The organism is Phyllobacterium sophorae (assembly GCF_003010965.1).
In the GTDB taxonomy this organism is placed as follows: domain Bacteria; phylum Pseudomonadota; class Alphaproteobacteria; order Rhizobiales; family Rhizobiaceae; genus Phyllobacterium; species Phyllobacterium sophorae.
Genome location: NZ_PGGM01000011.1, coordinates 153,293 through 174,025, shown reverse-complemented (window position 1 = coordinate 174,025; position 20,733 = coordinate 153,293). Strand labels below are relative to the sequence as shown.

Below are 20,733 nucleotides of genomic sequence, written 5' to 3'. Positions count from 1 at the left end.
TTGTCCTTAAATGGGCATGCGGCTGATTTCGAGGTAGGCCTGGACGATCTTGTCGCGAATGGCGATCGCCGTCTGCAACGACTGCTCCGCATCCATGACCGCATTGACCACATCACGGGTCGGCACGTCGCCGGTCATGCTTTGCATCGAAATCGCCTCGGCATTTTCGAGCTTTCCGCTGACCGACCCGGCGAGCTGCGACAGGACGTTGTCAAAGGAAGGCTGGCCCACCGCAGCCGCCGGCGCCGGCGCACCTGCTGCAATTGCCCCCTGGTTGACTGTCTCCGACAACTTCGAAAGGGCGTTGCGGGTAGAAACACTGAGAAGTTGATCGAGCATCAGGAATTCCTCAAGAGGTCGACGGTCATGGCAATAAGCTCGCGCGCTTGCTTGACCACCTGGAGATTGGCTTCATAGGAACGGTTTGCTTCACGCATGTCCGCCATTTCGACGACCATGTTGACATTGGGATATTTCACATAGCCCTTGGAATCGGCTGCCGGATGGCTCGGGTCATATTCTTCGGTAAAGGCAGAGGTGTCCTTGCCCACTTCGGCGATGCGCACTGTTTCGACGCCAGTAGTGCGGTCGAGTTCGGTTGCAAAGGAAACGGTCTTGCGCCGGTAAGGTTCACTGCCGGCCGTCTTGCCGGTCGATTGCGCATTGGCGAGATTTTCCGAAACAATGCGCAAACGCGTCGATTGGGCGGAAAGTCCAGATGCGGCAACTTTGAGAGCAGCTTGGAGTGGATCGGACATGCTTAGCCCTTTACCGCTGACAACATCATGCGGTGAAACGCCTTTACGATGCTGGTGTTGAGCGCGAACTGGCGATTAATCTCGCCGGATTTGACCATTTCGGCTTCGAGACTGACTGTATTTTTCGAATGATTTTGCTCGGTCACCGCGTCCTTGTGCAAGGCAGTCGCCGCAATTGCGGACGCATCGATTTCAAGATGTTTGGGGTTGGTCGCAGCCATGGTCAACTGCGCCTGTTCCAGGACATCCTTGAAGGGTTCCACGTCGCGCGCCTTGAAAGCCGGCGTATTCGCATTGGCCACGTTACCGGAAACAGCTGCCTGTCTCACCGAAAGCCACTCGGCCTGACGCGACGCCAGATCGAACAGATGGATTGCCTGCATGTCTTCCTCGCACGTCTAACCGGTTAATCTGGCATTAACCTAACGCGTCAAACTTGCGTGAGACTTACGGCGTGATCACTGGCGCACTTCCGCCACCGGCACGCATCCCTAGTTGGTGCGGTTGATGACATTACCGTCGGATGTCTTGATCGACCAGCTGCCCGGATCATTGCCGCGCTCGATTGCGACAAGGGTACTTCCATCCGGTAGAGGCGAACCCTTTTCGACGAACCAGTAACCGCTTTCGTCTTCGATCATCACCAGTCCGCCCACCACCTCGCGCACCAAAAAGACCGCCTTGCCGGGGAACGGCTGCTTGCTCGCCTCTTCGATGCCCGCAAGGCGATCACTTGTCAGCTCCGATGTTGTCGCCGTCGTCGTAAGATCGAGATTCTCGCCGGCTTTCGATTGGGCAGCCGCTTGCTTGTTGTGCGTCTCCCGCACCACTTTCTGGTTCGTTCGGTTGAGAGGATCGCGAACCTCAATGCCTGAAGTGGGTGGATTTGGGCGCGCATCGAGAATGTCGTAATACATGGCGAAAGGCAGAACCGCGCAGTTGATCGCAAGAATTAGGCCGGCTCCCTTCAGGTAGCCATCAAAGCGCTTGTCGCGCGGCGGGCCGGCAGGCACCGGCGAAGTCTCAGCCATTGGTTTGCCGCTTGCGTGTCGTTCGGTCATGATGGGTCCTTTGGCCGCAATGCACTGGCAAGATCGCTATAAGGATCAAGCGACAGCGGCGACGCCGGCGTTTGCTGCATGGCATCGTAGATGAGAGGGACAAGATTGACCGCCTGGTCAATGAGAGGATCGCTTCCGGCCTGATACGCGCCGATCATCCGCAAATCCCGGGTTTCTTCAAAACGGGAAATCAGTCCGCGCAGGCTCGTTGCGAGCTTTGCTTGCTCGGCTGTCCAGTTATGCTGGGCGAGGCGGGAAATCGAGCCAAGAATATCAACGGCTGGAAACCGGCCCTGCGCAGCGATGCCGCGATCAAGCACAATATGCCCGTCGAGCGTGCCGCGGATTGCGTCGGACACCGGATCATTATGATCGTCGCCATCGACCAGCACGGCGTAAATGCCGGTGATCGTACCCTCGCCGATAAGTCCGGGACCCGCCCGTTCGAGAAGGCGCGGCAGCTGGCTGAAGACGCTCGGCGGATATCCGCGCGAAACCGGCGGTTCACCTGCAGCGATGGCGATTTCACGTGCAGCATGGGCAAACCGTGTAATCGAATCGACGATCAGCAAGACGTTCTCGCCGCGATCACGGAAGTATTCGGCAATGGCTGTCGCCGTGTTCGGCGCCAGGCGCCGCATCATCGGGCTTTCATCGCCCGTCGCAATGACGGCGATGGTCTTCTCCAGCTTGCCCGCCATCGTGTCTTCGAGCATGTCACGCACTTCCCGGCCCCGCTCGCCCGTCAGCGCCAGCACCACGGTGTCGAAATCACCGGCCTTGGTCATCATGGCAAGAAGCGTGGATTTGCCGACACCCGAGCCGGCAAAAATGCCCATGCGCTGGCCGAAACACATCGGCACGAACACGTCCACAACATTGACGCCGCTGCGCAGACCCTTTTCGACCCGGCTTCGGTTCATTGCAGATGGCGCGCAGCGATCGACCGCAACGTGTTCTGTTCCTGCCGGCAAAAGCCCCCTGGCATCAAGTGGCGAACCAAGAGCATTGATGACCCTGCCCTTCCAGTGTGGCGTCGGCGCAATGCGAAACGGTCCTTCGGGAAAAACAGAAGTACCAAGCGGCGGCATGACCCGGTCATCGAACGGCTTGACCAGAACCCGCGCCTGCTCGAGACGGACCACTTCTGCAGGATGCAACGCGTCGTCGCAGCGGATCATGACCAGATCGCCAAGCTGTGCTTTGTCCGAAATACCGCGAACACCGATGGCGGAACGCGATACCTCATTGACATAGCCGCCCAGCGCGACTGCGGCACGCTGCTGTGATGCGTGCGATACGAGGCGGGCAAGAGCGTCGAGACTGCCCCTCCGCTCGCTCATGGTCTGCAAGGCGTTTTCAACGGCCAGCATGATCTACTCGCGTGCCGCGTGAATAAATTGCCAAATCACGAGGTCGATCCGAGCGTCTTGACGCCGTCCCTGAAGGTGTTCTCATTGCCGCGAAGCAGCGCATCGACGCGCTCAAATGCGCGGGTCACACTCATCAGCCGTGTCATTTCACTGATCGCATCGACATTCGATCCTTCGATTGCGCCCTGAATGACACCGGCATTGGGATTATCCAGCGCCGGCTGGGCGGCAACGCTGGGAATGACCGCCGAATTGTCGAAATAGGTCAGCTTGGCATTGGGATCGATGGTGAAGAGCCCGATTGCTCCAAGTTGCCGGCCATTTTGATAAACTGCGCCATCCGATGAAATCTTCGGCGGTCCGCCATTGGGATCGATCGTCAGCGGCTGCCCACCCGCGTCGAGCATGGGGTAACCCTTGACCGAGAGCAGTTCGCCGGTCGTCGACATCTGCATGCGACCGTCACGCGTATAGACCTGGCCCGCAGGTGACTGCAGCGAAAACCAGACATCTCCCTTTGCCGCCACGTCAAGCGGATTGCCGGTCTGGGTGATGGGTCCGGCCTCGGTCTTGATGAAGCTTTCACCCGCCGAAACGAAGCTCGAATTCTCGGCGGCCTTTGACACCATGGCGTCAAACTTCATGCCTGTGGCGCGAAAGCCCGGCGTGGACATGTTGGCCACATTCTGCGCCAGCGCATCGAGACGGCGCTCCAGCGAGATTTGCGAGGAAAGTCCCACATAGATTGAGTTTTCCATCAGCGTCCACCCAGCTTGAAGGATTGCAAGGTCGTCAAAATACTGTCCGCGATACCGATCGAAGACGTTCCCCCGAACAACATCGAGGGAATGCTGCTGGCGGTCGAGGGATTGTTCATTTCGTACATGGCGGTGAAGCGTGTGATGAGCTTGTCGAGCTTCTTGGGGTCTTTCAGATCCGCAAGGTCAAGCTTGTCTTCGACCATCTTCGCCTGGCGGTCGATATCCATATTGGACATCGCGGCCGGAATGGAAAACGTGGTCTGAAACACCTGCAGGAGTGCCTTGTCGCCGAGAATTTCATAGGCATTGGTTATTGCGGGTGCCTTGCGGGCAAAATACAGGGCGAGGCGAACGCCTTCGTTTTGCTGACCTGTCTCGATCTCGAGGGTCTGACGCACGTATTTATCGGCGATCGGCTGTAGTGCTCCGGGCTGGCTGGTGGCTTTGTCAGCGTATTTGGCGAAGTTGAATGCCGTGGCCAAGTCCTTGTAGCGCGTATCGGTCAGCTTGTTGGCAAAACTCTCCTTGTCGTCGACACCTTCTGTCAGCACCTTGCGAATGAAGGCCTTGGCAAAGGCCATGCTATCGAGGCCGAATGCTTTTAGGACATAGTTGTAGAGCTTGGTATCCTTCATGAAATCATCAACTGATTTCACATTCTTGATGTTCTTCAGGTAATAGTCTGTCTCGCGCTGCACCAAGGGCTCTTTGGAGACGCGGGCAAGCGAGCGCGGCAAGTCCGCAGCGATCAAGCGATAGCTCGTCATAGTATTGATCATGATGCGCCTTTCCCGAAGCGTTTGGCGCATTTGTCTCAAATCAAGCTTGCCTGAAGCTGTCGGCGTGACGTCGCTAGCCCTGAATGGCAATCCGCAGCGGATACGAGATCACGTTGCGGTATCCAGCATAGCGGCAGACGATGAACGAAGACCCTGCACGCCCAGAGGCCGTTTGAGCATTGCGGCATGCATCCGAGCTACAAGGCGTGGGGTCGTTGATTTGAGAAGCGCGATGCGGCCGGGATTGGTATTGCAGCGAGCACAAACGGGCTAGCTAGACCGTCAATGGCTTCTGACCAATGTAGATCTCGGCCTCCCGCGCAGCTTCGATAAACGCCTGGCGAGCCTTAGTGCGGGTGATTTTGCCGTGCAGCGCATCAAGACAGGCCTGACGGGCCGCTGTGAGTTTTCGGCTGTTCTTTATCGGCCAATCGTGAAGCAGGAACTCGCTTGCCTCTTGTACTGACGAAATATTCCTCTCCTTGCCGACATGTTCGGTCATGATTGTCACATAGGGAAATGGCAAGTCGCGCAGACGCGATAAACGCGGGATCGCAATGCTGTGCGAACTGGCAATTGACGCCAATTCCCCCTCCCCGATATAGATTTCCGATTCTTTGGCTGCCTCGATGAAAGCTTCGCGTGCAGTGTTGATCCCAACTGCCCTCTCCATCGCATCCAGACAGGCGATGCGGGCCTTCAAGTGCCTCGCGCCCTTCTGTGTCGGCCAATCATGGGCAAGGAAATCACCGGCCTCTTCCACCGATGTTATGGTCCGATAGCGGCCGGCCTCTTTGGTTGCAACGGTGACCGCTCTAAACGGATATTTGCGCATATCCAGAAACGCAGGTTGTTGATTTGCGGTTCCAAAAGATGAGCGTATAGTGCCCGCCGGAATAACCAGGGCAGATGCTTTGGAAGTCCCATTGGGTTCGCAATACGTGGAGGGGCGCCATGCCGCAACGACTCAATTTCAAATCAGATTGCCCGATGTGCGGGGTAACATATCTCTACATTCCAACCGGAGTGACCAATTCTACCGTCATCCATTGCAGTTCATGCAATACCCCGCTCGGGATGTGGTACCAGCTTGAGACGTCCTTTGTTGCGCAAGGTGGTCCAAAAGGCACACCCGGGATGGAGGATGAGCAGGTCATCCGAGAGGCGTAGCTCCCCATAATGAACATGTGCGAATGGAACCTACGGGCCACTGTGGTTCTGTAGCCGGCCATGCCGGATGAACGGAGACGCCGCGATGGATATTCGACTGACACTGATCGAGTTATGCGAGGCCTTCAATGCGCATGATCTGGATCGCATCATGACATTCTTTTCTGATGATTGTGTCTTGGAGATGCCGCGGGGCAACGAGCCTTGGGGTTCTCGTTTCGAGGGCAAACGGAACGTACGAGAGGCGCTGGCAACACGCTTTGAAGGCTTGCCAGATGTTCACTACGGCAACGAGCAGCATTTTGTAGATGCGGCTGCCGAAACCGGCATCTCAAAATGGATGCTCACAGGCACCACCCTCGACGGAACGAAAAAGGAGGTCCAAGGTTGTGATTTCTACACGTTTCGCAACGGCAAGGTCCTCCGCAAAGACTCGTACTGGAAAATCGTGGAGTAGAAGCGCGTCTCGCCAAACCTTATGGACTTGTTCACAAACTTTGCTGGTAGCAAGATGACTGAAACTCCCGAACATATGGAGATGGCGCGAGCCCGCCTATTCGAGCGCTACTGCATGCATCCCGGCTGCAAGGCCTGGGGAGCATCCGGTTTTGAGAAGCGATATATTGGTATTGTAGCGAGCACAAGTGCCTAGCAAGACCGCGCGACGAAAGCGGAGCAGCCGGCTAAAGAAATCTCGTGATGTAGCTCGAGCGGATCTGGGAGCGGACGTATGAAGATACGGCTTGCAAGCGGTATTTGCACGAAGTGGATGTGATTGCGCACCGGGCTCCTTTGGTACCGACATACTGCAGCTGCCAGCGACGCCATTGGGTCACACCTAAGCATGCAACGCTGTGTTCGAGCCATCCTGAACAGGGGGGTTATGCCGACACAGTTCGCCAAGCCGATCGACAAACACTTATTCCTCGATGAGATGCGGCACGGCATGGATAACCTTTAGTAAATGGAAGATGATTTTCATTCTAAAAATATATATTGTTTTCTAAAGATATCCATATATAAAAGCAGATATCTTTAAAGGAGCCTGTCGTGGCCCGTCCAAAACCCCAGAGCGCTATTCGCTTTCCTCTCTCGTCAGTTTTCGGAACCGAAGCTAACGTCAGGGTACTGCGTGAACTGTCACGCCACCGCGGTCAACTAGATGCATCCACTCTCGTCAAAAGAACAAAGCTTACGCTGCCGTCTGTGCTCAGTGCAATTTCCACTCTTGTCGAGTTCGGCATCCTTGACGAAGCGGGCAGCGGACGCAGTCGGCTTTTCAGCATGAACCGAATATCCCCGTTCAACATTTCCATTCTGTCTCTCTTCGACGCAGAAGAGTCACGCTTCAAAGGTGTCATCGAGGCTGTGAAAGAGTGCGCGGCCTCACTTGGCAACAAAGTGATAGCGGCGTGGATTTATGGCAGTGTCGCCAGAGGAGAAGATCGTGCACAAAGCGATTTAGACGTTCTCCTTATCGCTCACGAAGAAGAAGTCGCTTCCGTGCAAAGCTGGAGCGTCGATTTTCTATTGGCCAAGGGTGAAGCTCTATTGTTCTCACCGTCCGTCAATACCCTTTCATTAGCCGATATTAGAAGACTAATGCAAAATAACGATCCGATGTGGCAAGCAATTGTCAACGACGCGTTGGTATTGAATGGTCTACGTCCCACGTCCATCTTCCAGGCAACCCTCGACAAGAAAGTTCCAACATGACAAGAAGTGGCTCCACGAAAGCAGTCGATGTCAGCCATGGCTTCAATCGCCTGACTATCGCTAGGGCATTTTTGGAATCCGCGCAGAACCAAGTGACGATAGCGCAATCCGGTACCTTGGGAAACCCGATCGCCGCGACGATTGTCAACGCCGCAATCGCTTACACGGATGCTTTGACAGCAGCATTCGGAAACAAGATAAATCAGCAGGACCATTCGGCTGTGGTGAAGACCTTGCGTCAGGTTATGGGTAATCGCCTGCCGAAGGCACAAGAAACTCGATTGTCTCGAATACTCGGGAATAAAGACCTGGCCCAATATGGTGGACGTTTCATGCTGCTCGCTGAGGCCCAGTCACTGCTGAGCCAACTAGAAGAGTACGCCACATGGGCCGAATCCGAACTGGTTCGTGCTTAGCGTTGTTAAGCAACAGAGGCGAAAGCTAAATACGTTTGGGTTCCACGGTTTAGCGGTCGTTTGGTGGCTTTTGTTACTTAATTCCGGAAATCTCGTTGTAGCTATTCCCGCAACGCGCCATCGCAGCTGGAGTTACCTGCGCAGTCATACGCAAAAACAAACAGATATTCAGGCGTTTTGCATATGATGACCCAATTGGTGAGCCCTGGCACTGCCAAGGTGATTGGTATTGGGCGTGAGCCGCGAGTGCTCAAGTCCCCAAATGTCGAACATTAACGACGCGTTGGCTGTTCGTGATTGACTGGTCTTCGACCGGCGATTCGGTTACCGGGCCAGCGCCTGAACCCACGAGCCAACAGCGGCCTAGAAGGTGGCGAGCCAGTGGTAAATGTGAACGTAGTTCATAAATGCGCCTGGTTCGATCGGGCCGCAACTCCTGCAAGGTTCACACAAGCCGACGCTGCTAGCCCTGCAATGCTGGGTAAACGCGCAGGAGAGAGTCTTGGGAATCCTTATTGGACTGGTTGTGACGATGGGATGTCTGCTTGGCGGGTTTATCGCCATGGGTGGGCATGTCGCCGTTCTCATGCAGCCATGGGAATTCGTCATCATCGGCGGTTCGGCGCTGGGCACCTTTCTCGTGGCCAATCCGTTTTCGGCGGTCAAGGATACGGGCCGCGCCTGCATGGAAGCCTTTACAAACAAGATCCCCAAGCAGCGTGACTATCTCGATGTGCTCGGCGTTCTTTATGCATTGATGCGCGAACTGCGCGCAAAATCGCGCAACGAGGTTGAGGTTCATATCGACAATCCGACGGAATCGCCGATCTTCCAGACATTTCCGAGTGTACTCAAGAACCACGATTTGACGCACTTCATTTGCGACTATTGCCGGCTCATCATTATCGGCAATGCTCGTTCGCACGAGATCGAAGCGCTGATGGATGAAGAAATCCACACGATCTCCCGCGACAAGCTGAAACCCTACTACGCTATGGTAAGCGTTTCGGAGGGCCTGCCGGCACTTGGTATCGTCGCAGCGGTCCTTGGCGTCATCAAGGCCATGGGAGCGCTCAATGAATCCCCGGAGATCCTCGGGCACCTTATCGGCGCAGCCCTCGTGGGTACGTTTGCCGGTATTTTCCTGTCATACGGCGTCGTGGGTCCAATTGCGACCAAGATCAAGACGACACGCGAGAAGCAGAACCGTCTGTATACGGTGGTCAAGCAGACATTGCTGGCCTATATGAACGGCGCTCTTCCCCAGATCGCACTCGAATATGGCCGCAAGACTATTTCCGCCTATGACCGCCCGTCGATTGATGTGGTCGAGCAGGAAACGTTGACCCCTGCGCCAGTACAACAGGCCGCCTAGGATTAATCATGGACGTCGAGGCTGAACAGAAACGACCCGATGTGTTGGCAGAGAGCATTCTGCGCGCCGCCGGCATGTCAGTCGACGACCTTAAATCTTTCGAAACGGTCTTCCGCGAACTTGCCGCTTCGTTCGCTACAAGGATGGCCGCACAGACGGAGGTCGCCGTCGGCGCCGAATTTGTCCGCATCGAGTCGCTGGAAAAGGACGATATCGCCGACACTTTATCGCGCTCTGGGCTTGTGGGTATGGTGCCCGTGGCAAAGTGGGGATCGCGGCTGCTGCTTGCCGCCGACCGCAGCTTCGTCGATTGCGGCATTGAAGCGCTTTTCGGTTCGGGCGCAAGTCTTGAGACCGGGAGCGCGGCAAGGCCGCTGACGACCGTGGATCTTGGCATTGCCCGCCAGGTTTTTGGCGATGTCACGGCGTCGCTCGATCACATGTTCTCCGGTGGGGCAGAGTCACTGTTTCAAATTGGTGATCTCGTCGAGGCTGCTCATCTGGCCCCCGGGACAGTCAGCGAAACGCGCATGATTTGCTGTGCGATTGCACTTAAGGCGGCCGGCCGGTCGGGTCAGATCCTGATCCTGCTGCCACGCTCCAGCTTCAAGCCAATGCAGGATGCTATGGCGCGCATGCTGCGTCAGCCTGCACATCATTCCGACCCGACATGGGCGAAGAAGCTGCGTCTGGAAGTCAGCCGTGCTCGAATCGAGGTCGAGGCCTATTTGCAGCAGGGGTCCATGACCCTCGAACAGATTGCCTTCCTCAAACCAGGACAGGTCTTGCATTTACCTAAAGATGCAATCGACCAAGTGCGACTGCGCAGTGGCAATCAGGCGCTTTACAAATGCCGCCTTGGCAAGGCTGGCAGTGCATTCACCGTGCGGATCACCGATCCCGTCAATGAAGAAGAGGATCTCCTTGATGAGCTTGCCGCTGGTTAATCTCATTTCGATCACCCTGAGTGCGCTGTCGCTGGTCATCTTCTTTGCGGCGCTGCGAAAAGCCAATCGCCTGACAGCAATGAGCCGGGTGATGGCGCATCAGGTTGCAAGTTCAGCCGCCAATCTCCAGCAGGCGCTGGCGATCCTGCAGGCAGAGCGGGAAACCTGCCGCGACGAAAGCGTTCGGCTTGAAGCTAGATTGCGCGATTCCGATCGGGTCCGCTCAGAGATCACCCGCGCCATCGACCTCGTCGAACGTGCCAAAAGCGACCTTAAGGACGGCGTTCGCCCCTCACCGCTGCCAGTCCAGCCGTCGGCTGCCCTCCCTCCCTTTGTCGCCAGGGCCGCACCCGTTGTGCCAGCACAGCAGCCCGGCGCCCCGGCAAGGGCGCTCCCCGTTTTCGTCAACCGCATCGTGCGCAGTGCCGATGTGGCAAGCGCAGTCCTTTAAACCTCTTTTCGTTCAGGACCCTTAAGATATGACCACAACCGACAAGAACTCGATCGAAGACGAGCTAAACGAGGCAATCGAAGACCTCAAGCGCGACGACCCGCAGCCGGGCCGCAAGCCAGCGGGCTCCAAGCCCAACATCGACCTCATCATGGGCATCCCGGTTGACGTTCAGGTGGTGCTGGGCTCAACCTCGATGCCCGTCGCCAATTTGATGAAACTCGGGCGCGGTGCAGTCGTTACGCTCGACAAGCAGATCGGCGACCCGGTGGACATCGTCGTCAACGGCCGCGTCATCGCCAGGGGTGAGGTGATTGTTCTCGAAGACGACAGTTCGCGCTTCGGTGTCAGCCTGACCGAAGTTATTGGCAGCGGCGTCTAGCCGCGCATATCATTTGTAACCTTAGAAGCCGGTCCGCATGAGCGATCAAGAAACACCCCAAAGTGCAAGCGCCATTCAGGATTTGTCGGGCCCCGAAAAAGTGGCTGCACTGCTGGTTGCGATCGGACGTCCATCCGCATCCAGGCTTTTGAAGCATTTCACCGCCGATGATTTGCGCTCGCTCGCCGGCCATGCCCGCAAGCTCGAACCCATCACGCCGGGGGATTTCGAAGAACTGGTGAAACAGTTCGAAAATGCCTTTGCCGATGGCGCGCCGGTTTCGGAGGCCGGCATGCGCTTTGAGGGGCTGCTGCGCGAAACGCTCTCGGCGGAAGATGCCAGCGCTGTCATCGAGAACCGGCGACCGGAATTGCTGACACAGGAATCTGTGTGGGATCAGCTTCCGCGTATTCCAGCCGACGTGCTCCACACCTATCTGGTCGCCCAGCATCCGCAGGTCACCGCCTATGTGATTTCCCGGCTGCCGTCGGATATTGCGGCAAAATTGCTCATCCGCTTCAGCGCTCCAGAGCGCAGCGCCATCATTCAGCGCACGCTGCATATCCGCAAGGTTGCACCATCCATATCCGCGATGCTGGAAACGCTCCTGCAGCGCGAAGTGACCGGAAAGGACAACACAAGCGCGCAAAAGAGCCATCACGGTACGATTGCCAATATCATCAATCAGCTCGAAAAATCCGAGATCGACGAATTGCTCGCCGGCCTTACGGACCTTGGCGTTGATGACCTGGCCAAGATCAAGGCCAAGCTCTTCACCTTCGAGGACATTGCGCGCATATCACAGCGTGCCCGGCTGGTGCTCTTCGACGAAATCCAGACCGATGTTGTCACAACGGCGCTTCACGGCTGCGAACCGCAGTTGCAAGAGCTCATCCTGCAATCCCTATCGACCCGTGGTCGCCGTATGGTCGAAACAGAGCTCTCCAGCCAGACCAATATCAATGCCAATGCGGTCACAGAGGCGCGGCGCGTCATTGCCCGCACGGCGATTGGACTTGCAGATCGCGGCGATCTCAAGCTCGACGCGGAAGTACCCGCATCGTGAAACGCAGTTAATCAATGTCAGAGGGCGCTGACAAAGAGAGCAAAACGGAAGAAGCGACTGAGAAAAAAATCAGCGACGCGATCGAGAAGGGCAACCTCCCCTTCTCTCGCGAAGCACCCATCCTCGCCTCTATCATTGCGTTTTTGATCATCATGGTCTTCGTCGCCGTACCAGGCGGATTGAAACTGACGGCCTTGCTGTCAGAGCTGCTCGATAAATCCGACGACTGGCGCCTCACCAGTGCTGACGATGCACGTCAGTTGTTCTCTATTATCGGCGCTGCGGTCGGGATCGCCCTGTTGCCAGTATTGATCATCATCCCGGGGGCGGGCATCCTCGCCTCGGTGTTGCAGAACGCGCCGCGTATCGTCGCCAACCGGATCGAGCCGCAGTTTTCGCGCATCTCGATCGCTAAAGGCTGGTCACGCATTTTCGGCGCTGCAGGGCGTGTCGAGTTCCTAAAGTCGACATTCAAATTCGCTGCAGCCAGCGCTATCGTCTTTATGATCTTTTTCGAGGACACTCATTTTTTCGTCGACGCGATTATCACCGAGCCAAACGCCCTGCCGGAACTTATCCGCAGTCACCTGGTGCGTTTGCTTTCTTCCATTGCGATTGCCGTTACCGTGCTTGCCGCTTTCGATCTGGCCTGGACCCGCATCCACTGGCGCAGCGAATTGAGAATGACCCGGCAGGAAATCAAGGACGAACACAAGCAAGCAGAAGGCGATCCGCTGCTCAAATCCCGGCTTCGCTCACTTGGCCGTGACCGGGCACGGCAACGCATGATTGCCTCGGTTCCCACAGCCACGCTGATCGTCGCAAATCCGACACACTTCTCGGTTGCTCTGCGCTATGTTGCGGCCAAGGATTCAGCACCGGTGGTCGTGGCCAAAGGACAGGATATTATTGCCCTCAAGATCAGGGAGATCGCGGAGGCTCATGACATACCGGTGTTCGAGAATACTCAACTGGCACGCTCACTTTATAAGCAGGTTCAAGTCAATAACGTAATTGCCCCGGAATTCTACAAGGCTGTGGCCGAACTTATTCAATTTGTTAATGCGCGCCGCCGATAGTTGCGGTGGCTGCAATCGGATGAATGTATGAAAAGAACCCAATATTCCGTCGCCCGCGTCGAGATCATCTCCGAACACCTGGTGGAGGTCATTAAAGATCTCCGCCTTGTCGATGTGGCGGATTATATTGCTTTCATCCGCTGCGAGCTTTTCGGTAATATTGCAGACATCGTCAACTCGGCCACGGAACTGACTTTCTATCCAGATATGCTCACCTTTGGTCTTGGCGGCGAATACACGCTCGACTGGAACTCTTCACCCAAGGTGATGCTTGATCTGGAATTCAGCAATATGGGCGTGAACGCCTATTTTCGCCTGACGCTGGCGGCAGACTCCACAGAAATCGATCTGCACCATCTGCGTTTTGCCGACACCGGACGCAGCCCCGCCGACAACACGGCCCTGCTTGCAGCCGCATTTGAAGACGCGCGCCTTCCACAATTTACGACACCAGCGAATGGCTGAGCGACCGATCTTCTCGTCGACTACTTGAACCTGTTGGTTATGACCGGCATCTGGATAACGCCCAGCGCCAGTGCCGTGGCAACGGTCGACGTGCGGTTGGAGCAGCCAAGCTTGTTCTTGGCGTTTTGCAGATAAGTGACCACGGTCCAGCGGGCGATGTTTAGAATTTCGCCAATTTCGCCATCGGTCTTGCCATTGGCCGCCCAATAGAGGCAATCAATCTCGCGCTTGGTCAGAAGGTTTTCAACGACGGCGGCCAACACCGGATTGCGGTTGCCGTGCAGTGTGTTGTGAAGCCGGGTCGCCACGGCAGCCAGTCGCTTGCGCGTGCGATCGATGAAAGCGGTCTGCTCGGAGGTTTCGACGTCGAATGTGAACTCGGTGATCCCTCGAAAGCCGTAGGAATTGCAAGCATCGACAGTAAGAAAAAGATTGCCCAGACCGCGCAACTCACAGTCGCGCAGAAATTGTTTTGACTGGGCCTCCAGCCCGCTTTCCGCAGACAGATTGCGGATTGTGCCGGGAGCATCGGCCGGACGCGGGGAAACCGTGATCCCCTGCACGAGAGGATCAACCTTGTAGTAGTTCTTAGCCGAATAACGAAGCACCCAGTTCATGGGCAAGGTCGTCAGCACCGATATTTCCGGCGCTGAACCTTGATGAGGGCCGGCCGGAGCCGAGTGGCCAATATGCGTGATATGCTTGCAGCTCAGTTGCTGTCTGATTTGCACAAGCATTTGAAGGGTGTCGCCAGTGCCATTACCGCTGAACAAACCTTGCTGGAAATCCGGGAAATGGGCCAGATCAAAATACATCGGGGACTCGAACCATTCCTCTTAGCAGGCGTAATATGCCGACATCGTCATTAGTATCTTTAAAAATCGAGATTGCTTTAAATGCTAAAGAATCAACAACGTGTGTATGGTTGCACCAGCTTGGTGCAGCATACAAGCCGTGAACACCGTATTTCACTTAATTGCAACGGTATGGCAATTTAAGATTGACAATCCCATAAGTCTTGCCCGCAACTTGTTGGGGCGCATCAGGCCGCGGGTGATCCCAGATTGGTGCGTTAGTCCACGTCTTTATCACCCAATCGACTGTTAACCGTACCGCGATATTTTCTACTATCCTTGGTTGTATTTCCGCATGGTCAAAGCAATGAACGATGATTTCTTCGATACGCTTCCGGTTTTCGTGCATTTCGAGGGGGTCGCCGACACCGGCAACTACAAACCCCTGCCCGATGATTGGGTGCTGGCAACGGCTGACATTGTCGGCTCGACCAAGGCGATCAAGGCGGGCCGCTACAAGGCGGTCAACATGGCCGGTGCGAGCGTCATCTCCGCCATCCTCAATGCACTTGGCAAGCGCAGCTATCCCTTCGTTTTCGGCGGCGACGGTGCATTGGTAGCGCTTCCAGCTTCGGCTGCGGATCGCGCGCGCGAAGCGCTTGCCGCAGTCCAGGCCTGGGTTGCGGATGAACTGCAGTTGAGCCTGCGTGCAGCGCTTGTGCCGATGCGCGATGTAAGGGCACAGGGGCTTGATGTGCGCGTCGCCCGGTTCAGCGTCAGCCCCGACCTCTCCTACGCCATGTTTGCTGGAGGCGGAGCGAGTTGGGCGGAAGCGCGCATGAAGGCAGGCGAATACACGATCGAGGCAGCGCCATCCGGAACGCGGCCCGATCTTGCCGGCCTGTCATGCCGCTGGAACCCAATCCAGGCGCGTAACGGCGAAATCGTGTCAATCATTGCCGTGCCTGGCACGCCCGGCGCGAGCGCAAAGTTTCAGAAGCTGGTTACCGACATCATTGCCGTTGCCGCTGAACAGAACCGCGGCGCCCACCCGCTTCCGGCCGAAGGCCCTCCCATTATCTTCAACACCAAGGGCGTTGAAACGGAAGCTCGCGCCACCGCCCCTGTTGGCAAGCGATTTCATCGCAAGCTTGCAATTATCGGTCAGATCATCTTGCTCTTTGCGCTCGACAGGCTGGGACTAACCGCCGGAGGGTTCGATCCGAAGCGGTATAAGGTTGAGGTGGCACAAAATTCCGATTTCCGCAAATTCGACGATGGCCTCAAAATGACGATCGACATCGATGCCGAACGCCTTCGCCGGATCGAGATGCTTCTGGAAGACGCTTCAGCTGCCGGTATCAGCCGCTATGGATTGCACCGCCAGGATTCCGCTCTCATCACCTGCTTCGTGCCGACACCACTTGCACATGACCACATCCATTTCATCGATGGCGCCGCAGGCGGTTATGCGATGGCCGCGAGCAATCTGAAGTCGAAGCTGTCATAAATCTGGCGGCAGCTACGACTTCACAATATGCTTGCCCACCAGTCCAAGCTTCGCGAAGATGTTGCGGGTGTCGATAATGAGGGGCGCCCATTTGGCCAATGCCGCATAGTCGATTCCATCATGATCGGTCGAAATCAGCACAGCGTCGTAAGATCTCACATTTGCCTCGGTCAGATCTTCGGATTTGCGGCCCTTGAGCGTCATGTGTTCGCGTGTGGTCGGGATTTCGGCGACGAAGGGGTCGTGGTAGTCGGCACGTCCCCCACGTTCCTCGATAATCTCAATCAGCCGCAGTGAGGGGCTTTCGCGGATATCCGGCACGTTCTTCTTATAGGCCAGGCCAATAACCAGCACGCGTGAGCGGCTGAGCGCCTTGCCTGCCCGCACGTCAAGGGCTTCGGCCAGGCTGCTGACGACATAGCGCGGCATGGCAGAATTGATCTCGCCGGCCAGTTCAATAAACCGCGTCGGCAGCTCATATTCACGCGATTTCCACGTCAGATAGAATGGATCAATGGGGATACAATGGCCGCCCAGACCTGGACCAGGATAAAACGGCATATAGCCAAACGGCTTGGTTTTTGCAGCCTCGATGACCTCCCAGATGTCGATGCCCATGGCCGCGTAGACAACCTTCAGTTCGTTAACCAGCGCGATGTTGACAGAGCGGAAAATGTTCTCCGTTAGCTTGACTGCCTCGGCCGTCGCGTTGGAGGAAACCGGTACAACCGTTTTCACCGCCGCGCCATAAAATGCCTGCATCAAGTTGCGCGCCGCTTCACCATCACCGGCGACAATTTTCGGGATCGTGGCCGTGTGGAAATCGCGATTGCCCGGATCCTCCCGTTCCGGCGAAAAGCCGAGATAAAAATCAATACCGGACTTGAGACCCGTTTCTTCGAGGATTGTCTTAACGACATCGTCGGTCGTGCCGGGATATGTCGTCGATTCCAGGACGATCAATTGCCCGGGACGCAAGGTTGCGGCAATCGAGCGGCTTGTCGCCTCCACGAACGAAAGATCCGGATCGCGGTGTTTGGTCAAAGGTGTCGGCACGCAAATGACAATAACATCGCATGTTGCAAGTTGGGCAAAATCACTCGTCGAGTGGAATCTGCCGGTCTTTGCCTCGCTTGCCAGCGCCGCATCGGTTACCGCTTCTATGTAGGAGCGCCCGGCATCGAGCGCGACGATCTTGTCTGGATCGATGTCGAAGCCCGTAACGGCAAAGCCGCTGCGCGCGAGCGTGATTGCCAAGGGAAGTCCCACATAGCCAAGGCCGATGACACCGGCACGGGCCTTGCGTGTTGCGATTTTGCCTGAAAGGTTTTCAAGTGGAGAGGAGGTCAAGACGATCTCTTTTGTGCGAGCGCAAATGCAATCAAGTGACGTTTAGATGGCTTCTATCAAATTGCCTGTCAAGCGAGCGGTCGCAGACAGGTCTCCTCACGATCAAGTGACTAGTCCCTATTGTTTAGGTTTGATGACATCCCCATGTGAATGACTTGGAAAACAACGACTGATAAAGGACCGCCCGTCGAGCTACCCGCTCAAGTCGTATCGGACCGGTGAGATTGCGGCGCCGGCTTACCTGTGCCAGCGTTGACACCGTCGCCCGATTCACTCATTTTCATCTTGGCCCGGCATGTCTTGAGTGTGTTCTGAACACGCTGGGCCGGCAGTAGTGAAGAACCGGGGAACGGACGTGGCTCACATTTGCAAGGATCAAGGATGAGCACGACCCAATCTGACGTATCCGTCATACTTCTCGACAAGGTAGCTGACTGGCTGACACAATCTTCGCTTGCGGGTGAAAATCTCGAAACAATCGTACGCGGCTTTTGCGAACGTATTGCAGCGGCCGGCCTGCCAATTGCCCGCGTCAATCTTTCGTTTTCCATGCTCCATCCGCTCTATGACGCCCTCGGATTCACCTGGAAGCGGTCGAGCGGCATGACTGTCGAGGGCTATCGGCACGATCCAGGCGGAAAACCCGAACGCTTCTTGCTGAGCCCGTATTTTTACCTGCTCACCAATAATCTTGAACATGTGCGCCGGCGCCTTGATGTTGACGGACCGATGGAATTTCCGGTTCTCGACGAATTGCGCCAGGAAGGCGTTACTGACTATCTTGCTTTCCTGCAGCCTTTTGGCGGCCAGTCAACGCAGGGGATGATGGGTTCCTGGGCCACCGACAGTGGCGGAGGGTTCAGCGATGCCATGATCGGCGCGCTTTTGCGTCTGCAGCATCATTTGGCTGTGGCTGCAAAGATGGCGGTTCTTGGCAAGCTCGCCGACAATATGCTTACGACCTATCTTGGCGGCAATGCCGGCAAACGCGTCCTCAATGGCCAGATCCGCCGCGGCGACGGCGAGACCATCCGGGCGGCACTGGTGATGGGCGATATGCGCCAGTCGACGGTGCTGGCCGAAAAGGAAGGCCGCCAGGCCTACATCGATACGCTCAACCATTTCTTCGATGCGATCGCTGCGCCATTCAACCGCGGCGGCGGAGAAATCCTCAGCTTCATGGGCGACGGCTTTCTGGCAGTGTACCCTTGCGGGCGTCACAAGGATCCCTCGAAGATGGCGTGCGAAGCCGCCCTGTCGGCTGTGTTCAAGGCGCAAGCGCGCGTCGCCGAACTCAATAAAGAGCGGCGCAAGGATGGTTTAAGTGATGTCCGCTACGGCATCGGCCTGCATGTCGGCAATGTGATGTTCGGCAATGTCGGTCTGAAGGACCGCCTGACCTTTTCTGCCTTCGGTTCAGCAGTAAACGAGGTTCAGCGCCTGCAGGGCCTTACCAAGAAATATTCACGCGAAGTGATCGCCAGCCAGGCATTCGCCACCTATTGCGGCGGGGATTGGACCACTTTGGGAGAGGAAAAATTGCGCGGCGTTGGCCAGAAGGTCACGGTTCTCTTGCCCAAGTCGACCGGCGAGACAGTTCAGCTGGATGACGCCTATGACGATGTCGCCTATGACGGCTTGTCGGAAGCCGAGCAGGTCATGCTTCTGCACCGCGATGCCAAAACGCAACGCCCCTTGCTCGAGAAATTCATGCAATGATAGGAAAGATCCTCGCCATGGCTCTTCTGGCCGCCACTTTCAATTTAGCCAGTGCGGCAGCGGAGCCGGCGGGCGACGTGCTTATCGATAATTTCGATGGCAATGACTTTTCGCCGGGCGGCGGACTTTATTATCGCGAAAATTTCGAGCAGAGCGCTGGAACGGTGGAGTTTCAATCTGAAGTGAAGCAGAGCGGCACAGGCGCTTTGAAGCTCAGTATCAAGCCACTTTGTCCAAATACAAATGAGAATTGCAGCGAACGGGCCGAGATCTGGGAGAAAACCGAACGGCGCGTGCCCTATAACCAGGGCGTCTGGTATGGTTTTTCGGTCAAATTTGCCGATCCCCTCCCACGCGGCGACCATCGTTATCTGATCGCACAGTGGAAACGTGAAATAGGACCCGAGGCGGTCGGCGACTTCAGTCCTTTCCTCGCGCTTCGTCTCAACCAGGGCAAATTGTTTGCCACCATCGAGACCAATTATGTAGCGCCTTCAAAGGCGCAAGGATCAAGCACCGTTAAGGCGTGCGGCGATAAGCAGACGCCGGTATGGTTCCGGCCGGACACCAACCAAATGCGCGCGCTTGTTGCGACAGACACAAGCTGGACGCCGCAAGATGGCAGCCAGTTCAACAGCTGCACCGATGCGATCGTCGTGACCGATCACGGCAACAAACTACCAACGCCGGATTCCGGCTGGATCGACTTTGCCATCTATACCAAGCCCGGTCCTGATGGCTCCGGCCACGTCGAGATTTTTGCCAACAAAAAATGGATCGTGACGGTCAAGGGCCATGTCGGGCACGCTGACAAGGGTCTTGGTGCCAATCAATACTTCAAGTTCGGTCCTTATCGCGCCGCGGACAAGACCGACTGGACCCTCTATTACGACAATTTCCGCCGCTCTCCCCGCTGCGCCGATGTTCTGGATGCAGATATCTGCCCCATGCCCTAGGCGCGGCTTTCAAGCTTGCGCAAGGGGCATCACCATTAAGTAAATCCCCCAGAATTACTGTCAATCTCTCCATAATTTAATGGTTTTTCCCAGTGGTATAATTCATTGACTTCGGTCATGCTGATTATTATTTGCGTGATAACGACGCGATGCTTTCCTGTCATAACTGGCGGTCACTGCCCACAGCGCACGGTACAATTCTCCGAATCGGGATCCTGGGCGCCTTCGGGTATTGCTTTGCTGCGTCACACGGTATTGTTCGGGTGACAGGCTAGAAACTGCCTCGGCAGTCTTTCGATATCTCGACACTTTCTTGCTCCTAAGTTTGAGGTTTTCATACGGTCACCGTTGCAAGAAGTTTGCCGGAGCAAAGGACTCCGAAACCGCCACCTTGAGGGGCGTGTTCGACACTTTGGCGACTATTGCGGTGATCGCCCCCGGTTCGCGCGGGTCACTGTCATAGGCACAGGGCGATACCAGCAGTGCGATGCCGATCAGGCATTTGATGGCAAACTGCATAACGAGACTCCTTCCGATTTCCCATTGGAGATGGCACAAGCGAAACGATATTCCTCATGTCTCCCCCATGTGTCCCAACCCATCGA

General features: G+C 56.1%; 25 protein-coding genes. 14 read left to right on the top strand and 11 right to left on the bottom strand.

The features are described from left to right. Nucleotides 1–6 precede the first annotated feature (6 nt). The 8 genes from fliE to CU103_RS21435 all read right to left on the bottom strand — a co-directional run bounded on the left by fliE (nt 7) and on the right by CU103_RS21435 (nt 5,567). Nucleotides 7–339: a flagellar hook-basal body complex protein FliE gene (gene fliE / locus CU103_RS21470; protein WP_106666067.1), complete on the bottom strand. Its 333-nt coding sequence runs from the start codon at nt 337–339 to the stop codon at nt 7–9. Further along, nucleotides 339–758 carry a flagellar basal body rod protein FlgC gene (flgC, locus tag CU103_RS21465; RefSeq protein ID WP_106666066.1) on the bottom strand — a complete coding sequence of 140 codons (420 nt, stop codon included), beginning with the start codon at nt 756–758 and terminating at the stop codon, nt 339–341. The genes fliE and flgC overlap by 1 nt, the downstream gene beginning before the upstream one ends. A gap of 2 nt (nt 759–760) precedes the next feature. After that, nucleotides 761–1,141: a flagellar basal body rod protein FlgB gene (gene flgB, locus CU103_RS21460; protein WP_106666065.1), complete on the bottom strand. Its 381-nt coding sequence runs from the start codon at nt 1,139–1,141 to the stop codon at nt 761–763. A gap of 108 nt (nt 1,142–1,249) precedes the next feature. Beyond that, complete coding sequence (locus CU103_RS21455; RefSeq protein ID WP_146147835.1) at nt 1,250–1,819, bottom strand: hypothetical protein; 570 nt, start codon at nt 1,817–1,819, stop codon at nt 1,250–1,252. Further along, complete coding sequence (fliI, locus tag CU103_RS21450; protein WP_245448930.1) at nt 1,816–3,192, bottom strand: flagellar protein export ATPase FliI; 1,377 nt, start codon at nt 3,190–3,192, stop codon at nt 1,816–1,818. The genes CU103_RS21455 and fliI overlap by 4 nt, the downstream gene beginning before the upstream one ends. 35 nt (nt 3,193–3,227) lie before the next feature. Beyond that, nucleotides 3,228–3,953, bottom strand: coding sequence for a flagellar basal-body rod protein FlgF (flgF, locus tag CU103_RS21445; protein ID WP_106666063.1), 726 nt, complete (start codon nt 3,951–3,953; stop codon nt 3,228–3,230). Continuing rightward, nucleotides 3,950–4,732, bottom strand: a complete 783-nt coding sequence (locus CU103_RS21440; RefSeq protein WP_106666138.1) for a DUF1217 domain-containing protein — start codon at nt 4,730–4,732, stop codon at nt 3,950–3,952. Before CU103_RS21440 ends, flgF begins: the two co-directional genes overlap by 4 nt. Nucleotides 4,733–5,006: 274 nt before the next feature. Further along, on the bottom strand, nt 5,007–5,567 hold the full coding sequence (locus CU103_RS21435; RefSeq protein WP_106666062.1) for a DUF982 domain-containing protein: 561 nt from the start codon (nt 5,565–5,567) through the stop codon (nt 5,007–5,009). A 119-nt stretch (nt 5,568–5,686) separates the two neighbouring features. Here CU103_RS21435 and CU103_RS31135 point away from each other — a divergent pair, with 119 nt between their 5' ends. The 11 genes from CU103_RS31135 (at nt 5,687) to CU103_RS21385 (ending at nt 13,799) form a co-directional block, all read left to right on the top strand. Further along, on the top strand, nt 5,687–5,902 hold the full coding sequence (locus CU103_RS31135; RefSeq protein ID WP_146147834.1) for a hypothetical protein: 216 nt from the start codon (nt 5,687–5,689) through the stop codon (nt 5,900–5,902). 85 nt (nt 5,903–5,987) lie between these two features. After that, on the top strand, nt 5,988–6,359 hold the full coding sequence (locus CU103_RS21430) for a nuclear transport factor 2 family protein (RefSeq protein WP_106666061.1): 372 nt from the start codon (nt 5,988–5,990) through the stop codon (nt 6,357–6,359). Between the two features lie 593 nt (nt 6,360–6,952). After that, nucleotides 6,953–7,618, top strand: a complete 666-nt coding sequence (locus CU103_RS31785; RefSeq protein WP_210203816.1) for a nucleotidyltransferase domain-containing protein — start codon at nt 6,953–6,955, stop codon at nt 7,616–7,618. Beyond that, entirely contained in the window at nt 7,615–8,034 is a 420-nt protein-coding gene (locus CU103_RS21420; RefSeq protein ID WP_245448929.1) for a hypothetical protein, read from the top strand. The genes CU103_RS31785 and CU103_RS21420 overlap by 4 nt, the downstream gene beginning before the upstream one ends. A gap of 502 nt (nt 8,035–8,536) precedes the next feature. Further along, nucleotides 8,537–9,409 carry a flagellar motor stator protein MotA gene (motA, locus tag CU103_RS21415; RefSeq protein ID WP_106666060.1) on the top strand — a complete coding sequence of 291 codons (873 nt, stop codon included), beginning with the start codon at nt 8,537–8,539 and terminating at the stop codon, nt 9,407–9,409. Nucleotides 9,410–9,417: 8 nt separating this feature from the next. Then, nucleotides 9,418–10,356: a FliM/FliN family flagellar motor switch protein gene (locus tag CU103_RS21410; RefSeq protein WP_106666059.1), complete on the top strand. Its 939-nt coding sequence runs from the start codon at nt 9,418–9,420 to the stop codon at nt 10,354–10,356. Then, a complete protein-coding gene (locus tag CU103_RS21405) occupies nt 10,337–10,807 on the top strand; it encodes a BAB2_0123 family type IV secretion system effector (protein ID WP_106666058.1) in 471 nt (156 codons plus the stop codon). Before CU103_RS21410 ends, CU103_RS21405 begins: the two co-directional genes overlap by 20 nt. Nucleotides 10,808–10,835: 28 nt before the next feature. Continuing rightward, nucleotides 10,836–11,189: a flagellar motor switch protein FliN gene (gene fliN, locus CU103_RS21400; RefSeq protein ID WP_106666057.1), complete on the top strand. Its 354-nt coding sequence runs from the start codon at nt 10,836–10,838 to the stop codon at nt 11,187–11,189. A gap of 37 nt (nt 11,190–11,226) precedes the next feature. After that, on the top strand, nt 11,227–12,255 hold the full coding sequence (locus CU103_RS21395; RefSeq protein WP_106666056.1) for a flagellar motor switch protein FliG: 1,029 nt from the start codon (nt 11,227–11,229) through the stop codon (nt 12,253–12,255). 14 nt (nt 12,256–12,269) lie between these two features. Further along, on the top strand, nt 12,270–13,334 hold the full coding sequence (locus tag CU103_RS21390) for an EscU/YscU/HrcU family type III secretion system export apparatus switch protein (protein ID WP_106666055.1): 1,065 nt from the start codon (nt 12,270–12,272) through the stop codon (nt 13,332–13,334). A gap of 27 nt (nt 13,335–13,361) precedes the next feature. Further along, a complete protein-coding gene (locus CU103_RS21385) occupies nt 13,362–13,799 on the top strand; it encodes a hypothetical protein (protein ID WP_106666054.1) in 438 nt (145 codons plus the stop codon). Between the two features lie 20 nt (nt 13,800–13,819). Here the strand turns inward: CU103_RS21385 and CU103_RS21380 are convergent, their stop codons facing one another. Beyond that, on the bottom strand, nt 13,820–14,614 hold the full coding sequence (locus tag CU103_RS21380) for a helix-turn-helix transcriptional regulator (RefSeq protein WP_106666053.1): 795 nt from the start codon (nt 14,612–14,614) through the stop codon (nt 13,820–13,822). Nucleotides 14,615–14,948: 334 nt separating this feature from the next. Between CU103_RS21380 and CU103_RS21375 the strand changes: the two genes are divergently transcribed. After that, nucleotides 14,949–16,103: a DUF3095 domain-containing protein gene (locus CU103_RS21375; RefSeq protein ID WP_106666052.1), complete on the top strand. Its 1,155-nt coding sequence runs from the start codon at nt 14,949–14,951 to the stop codon at nt 16,101–16,103. A 12-nt stretch (nt 16,104–16,115) separates the two neighbouring features. Here the strand turns inward: CU103_RS21375 and CU103_RS21370 are convergent, their stop codons facing one another. Further along, entirely contained in the window at nt 16,116–17,453 is a 1,338-nt protein-coding gene (locus tag CU103_RS21370) for a nucleotide sugar dehydrogenase (RefSeq protein ID WP_106666051.1), read from the bottom strand. A 381-nt stretch (nt 17,454–17,834) separates the two neighbouring features. Between CU103_RS21370 and CU103_RS21365 the strand changes: the two genes are divergently transcribed. Together CU103_RS21365 and CU103_RS21360 are read left to right on the top strand one after the other, a co-directional pair. After that, entirely contained in the window at nt 17,835–19,172 is a 1,338-nt protein-coding gene (locus CU103_RS21365) for an adenylate/guanylate cyclase domain-containing protein (RefSeq protein ID WP_106666050.1), read from the top strand. Next, on the top strand, nt 19,169–20,128 hold the full coding sequence (locus CU103_RS21360) for a polysaccharide lyase family 20 protein (RefSeq protein ID WP_106666049.1): 960 nt from the start codon (nt 19,169–19,171) through the stop codon (nt 20,126–20,128). The genes CU103_RS21365 and CU103_RS21360 overlap by 4 nt, the downstream gene beginning before the upstream one ends. A gap of 342 nt (nt 20,129–20,470) precedes the next feature. On the opposite strand, the gene CU103_RS31500 is transcribed toward CU103_RS21360, so the two are convergent. Further along, nucleotides 20,471–20,647 carry a hypothetical protein gene (locus CU103_RS31500; RefSeq protein ID WP_162707247.1) on the bottom strand — a complete coding sequence of 59 codons (177 nt, stop codon included), beginning with the start codon at nt 20,645–20,647 and terminating at the stop codon, nt 20,471–20,473. Nucleotides 20,648–20,733 lie beyond the last annotated feature (86 nt).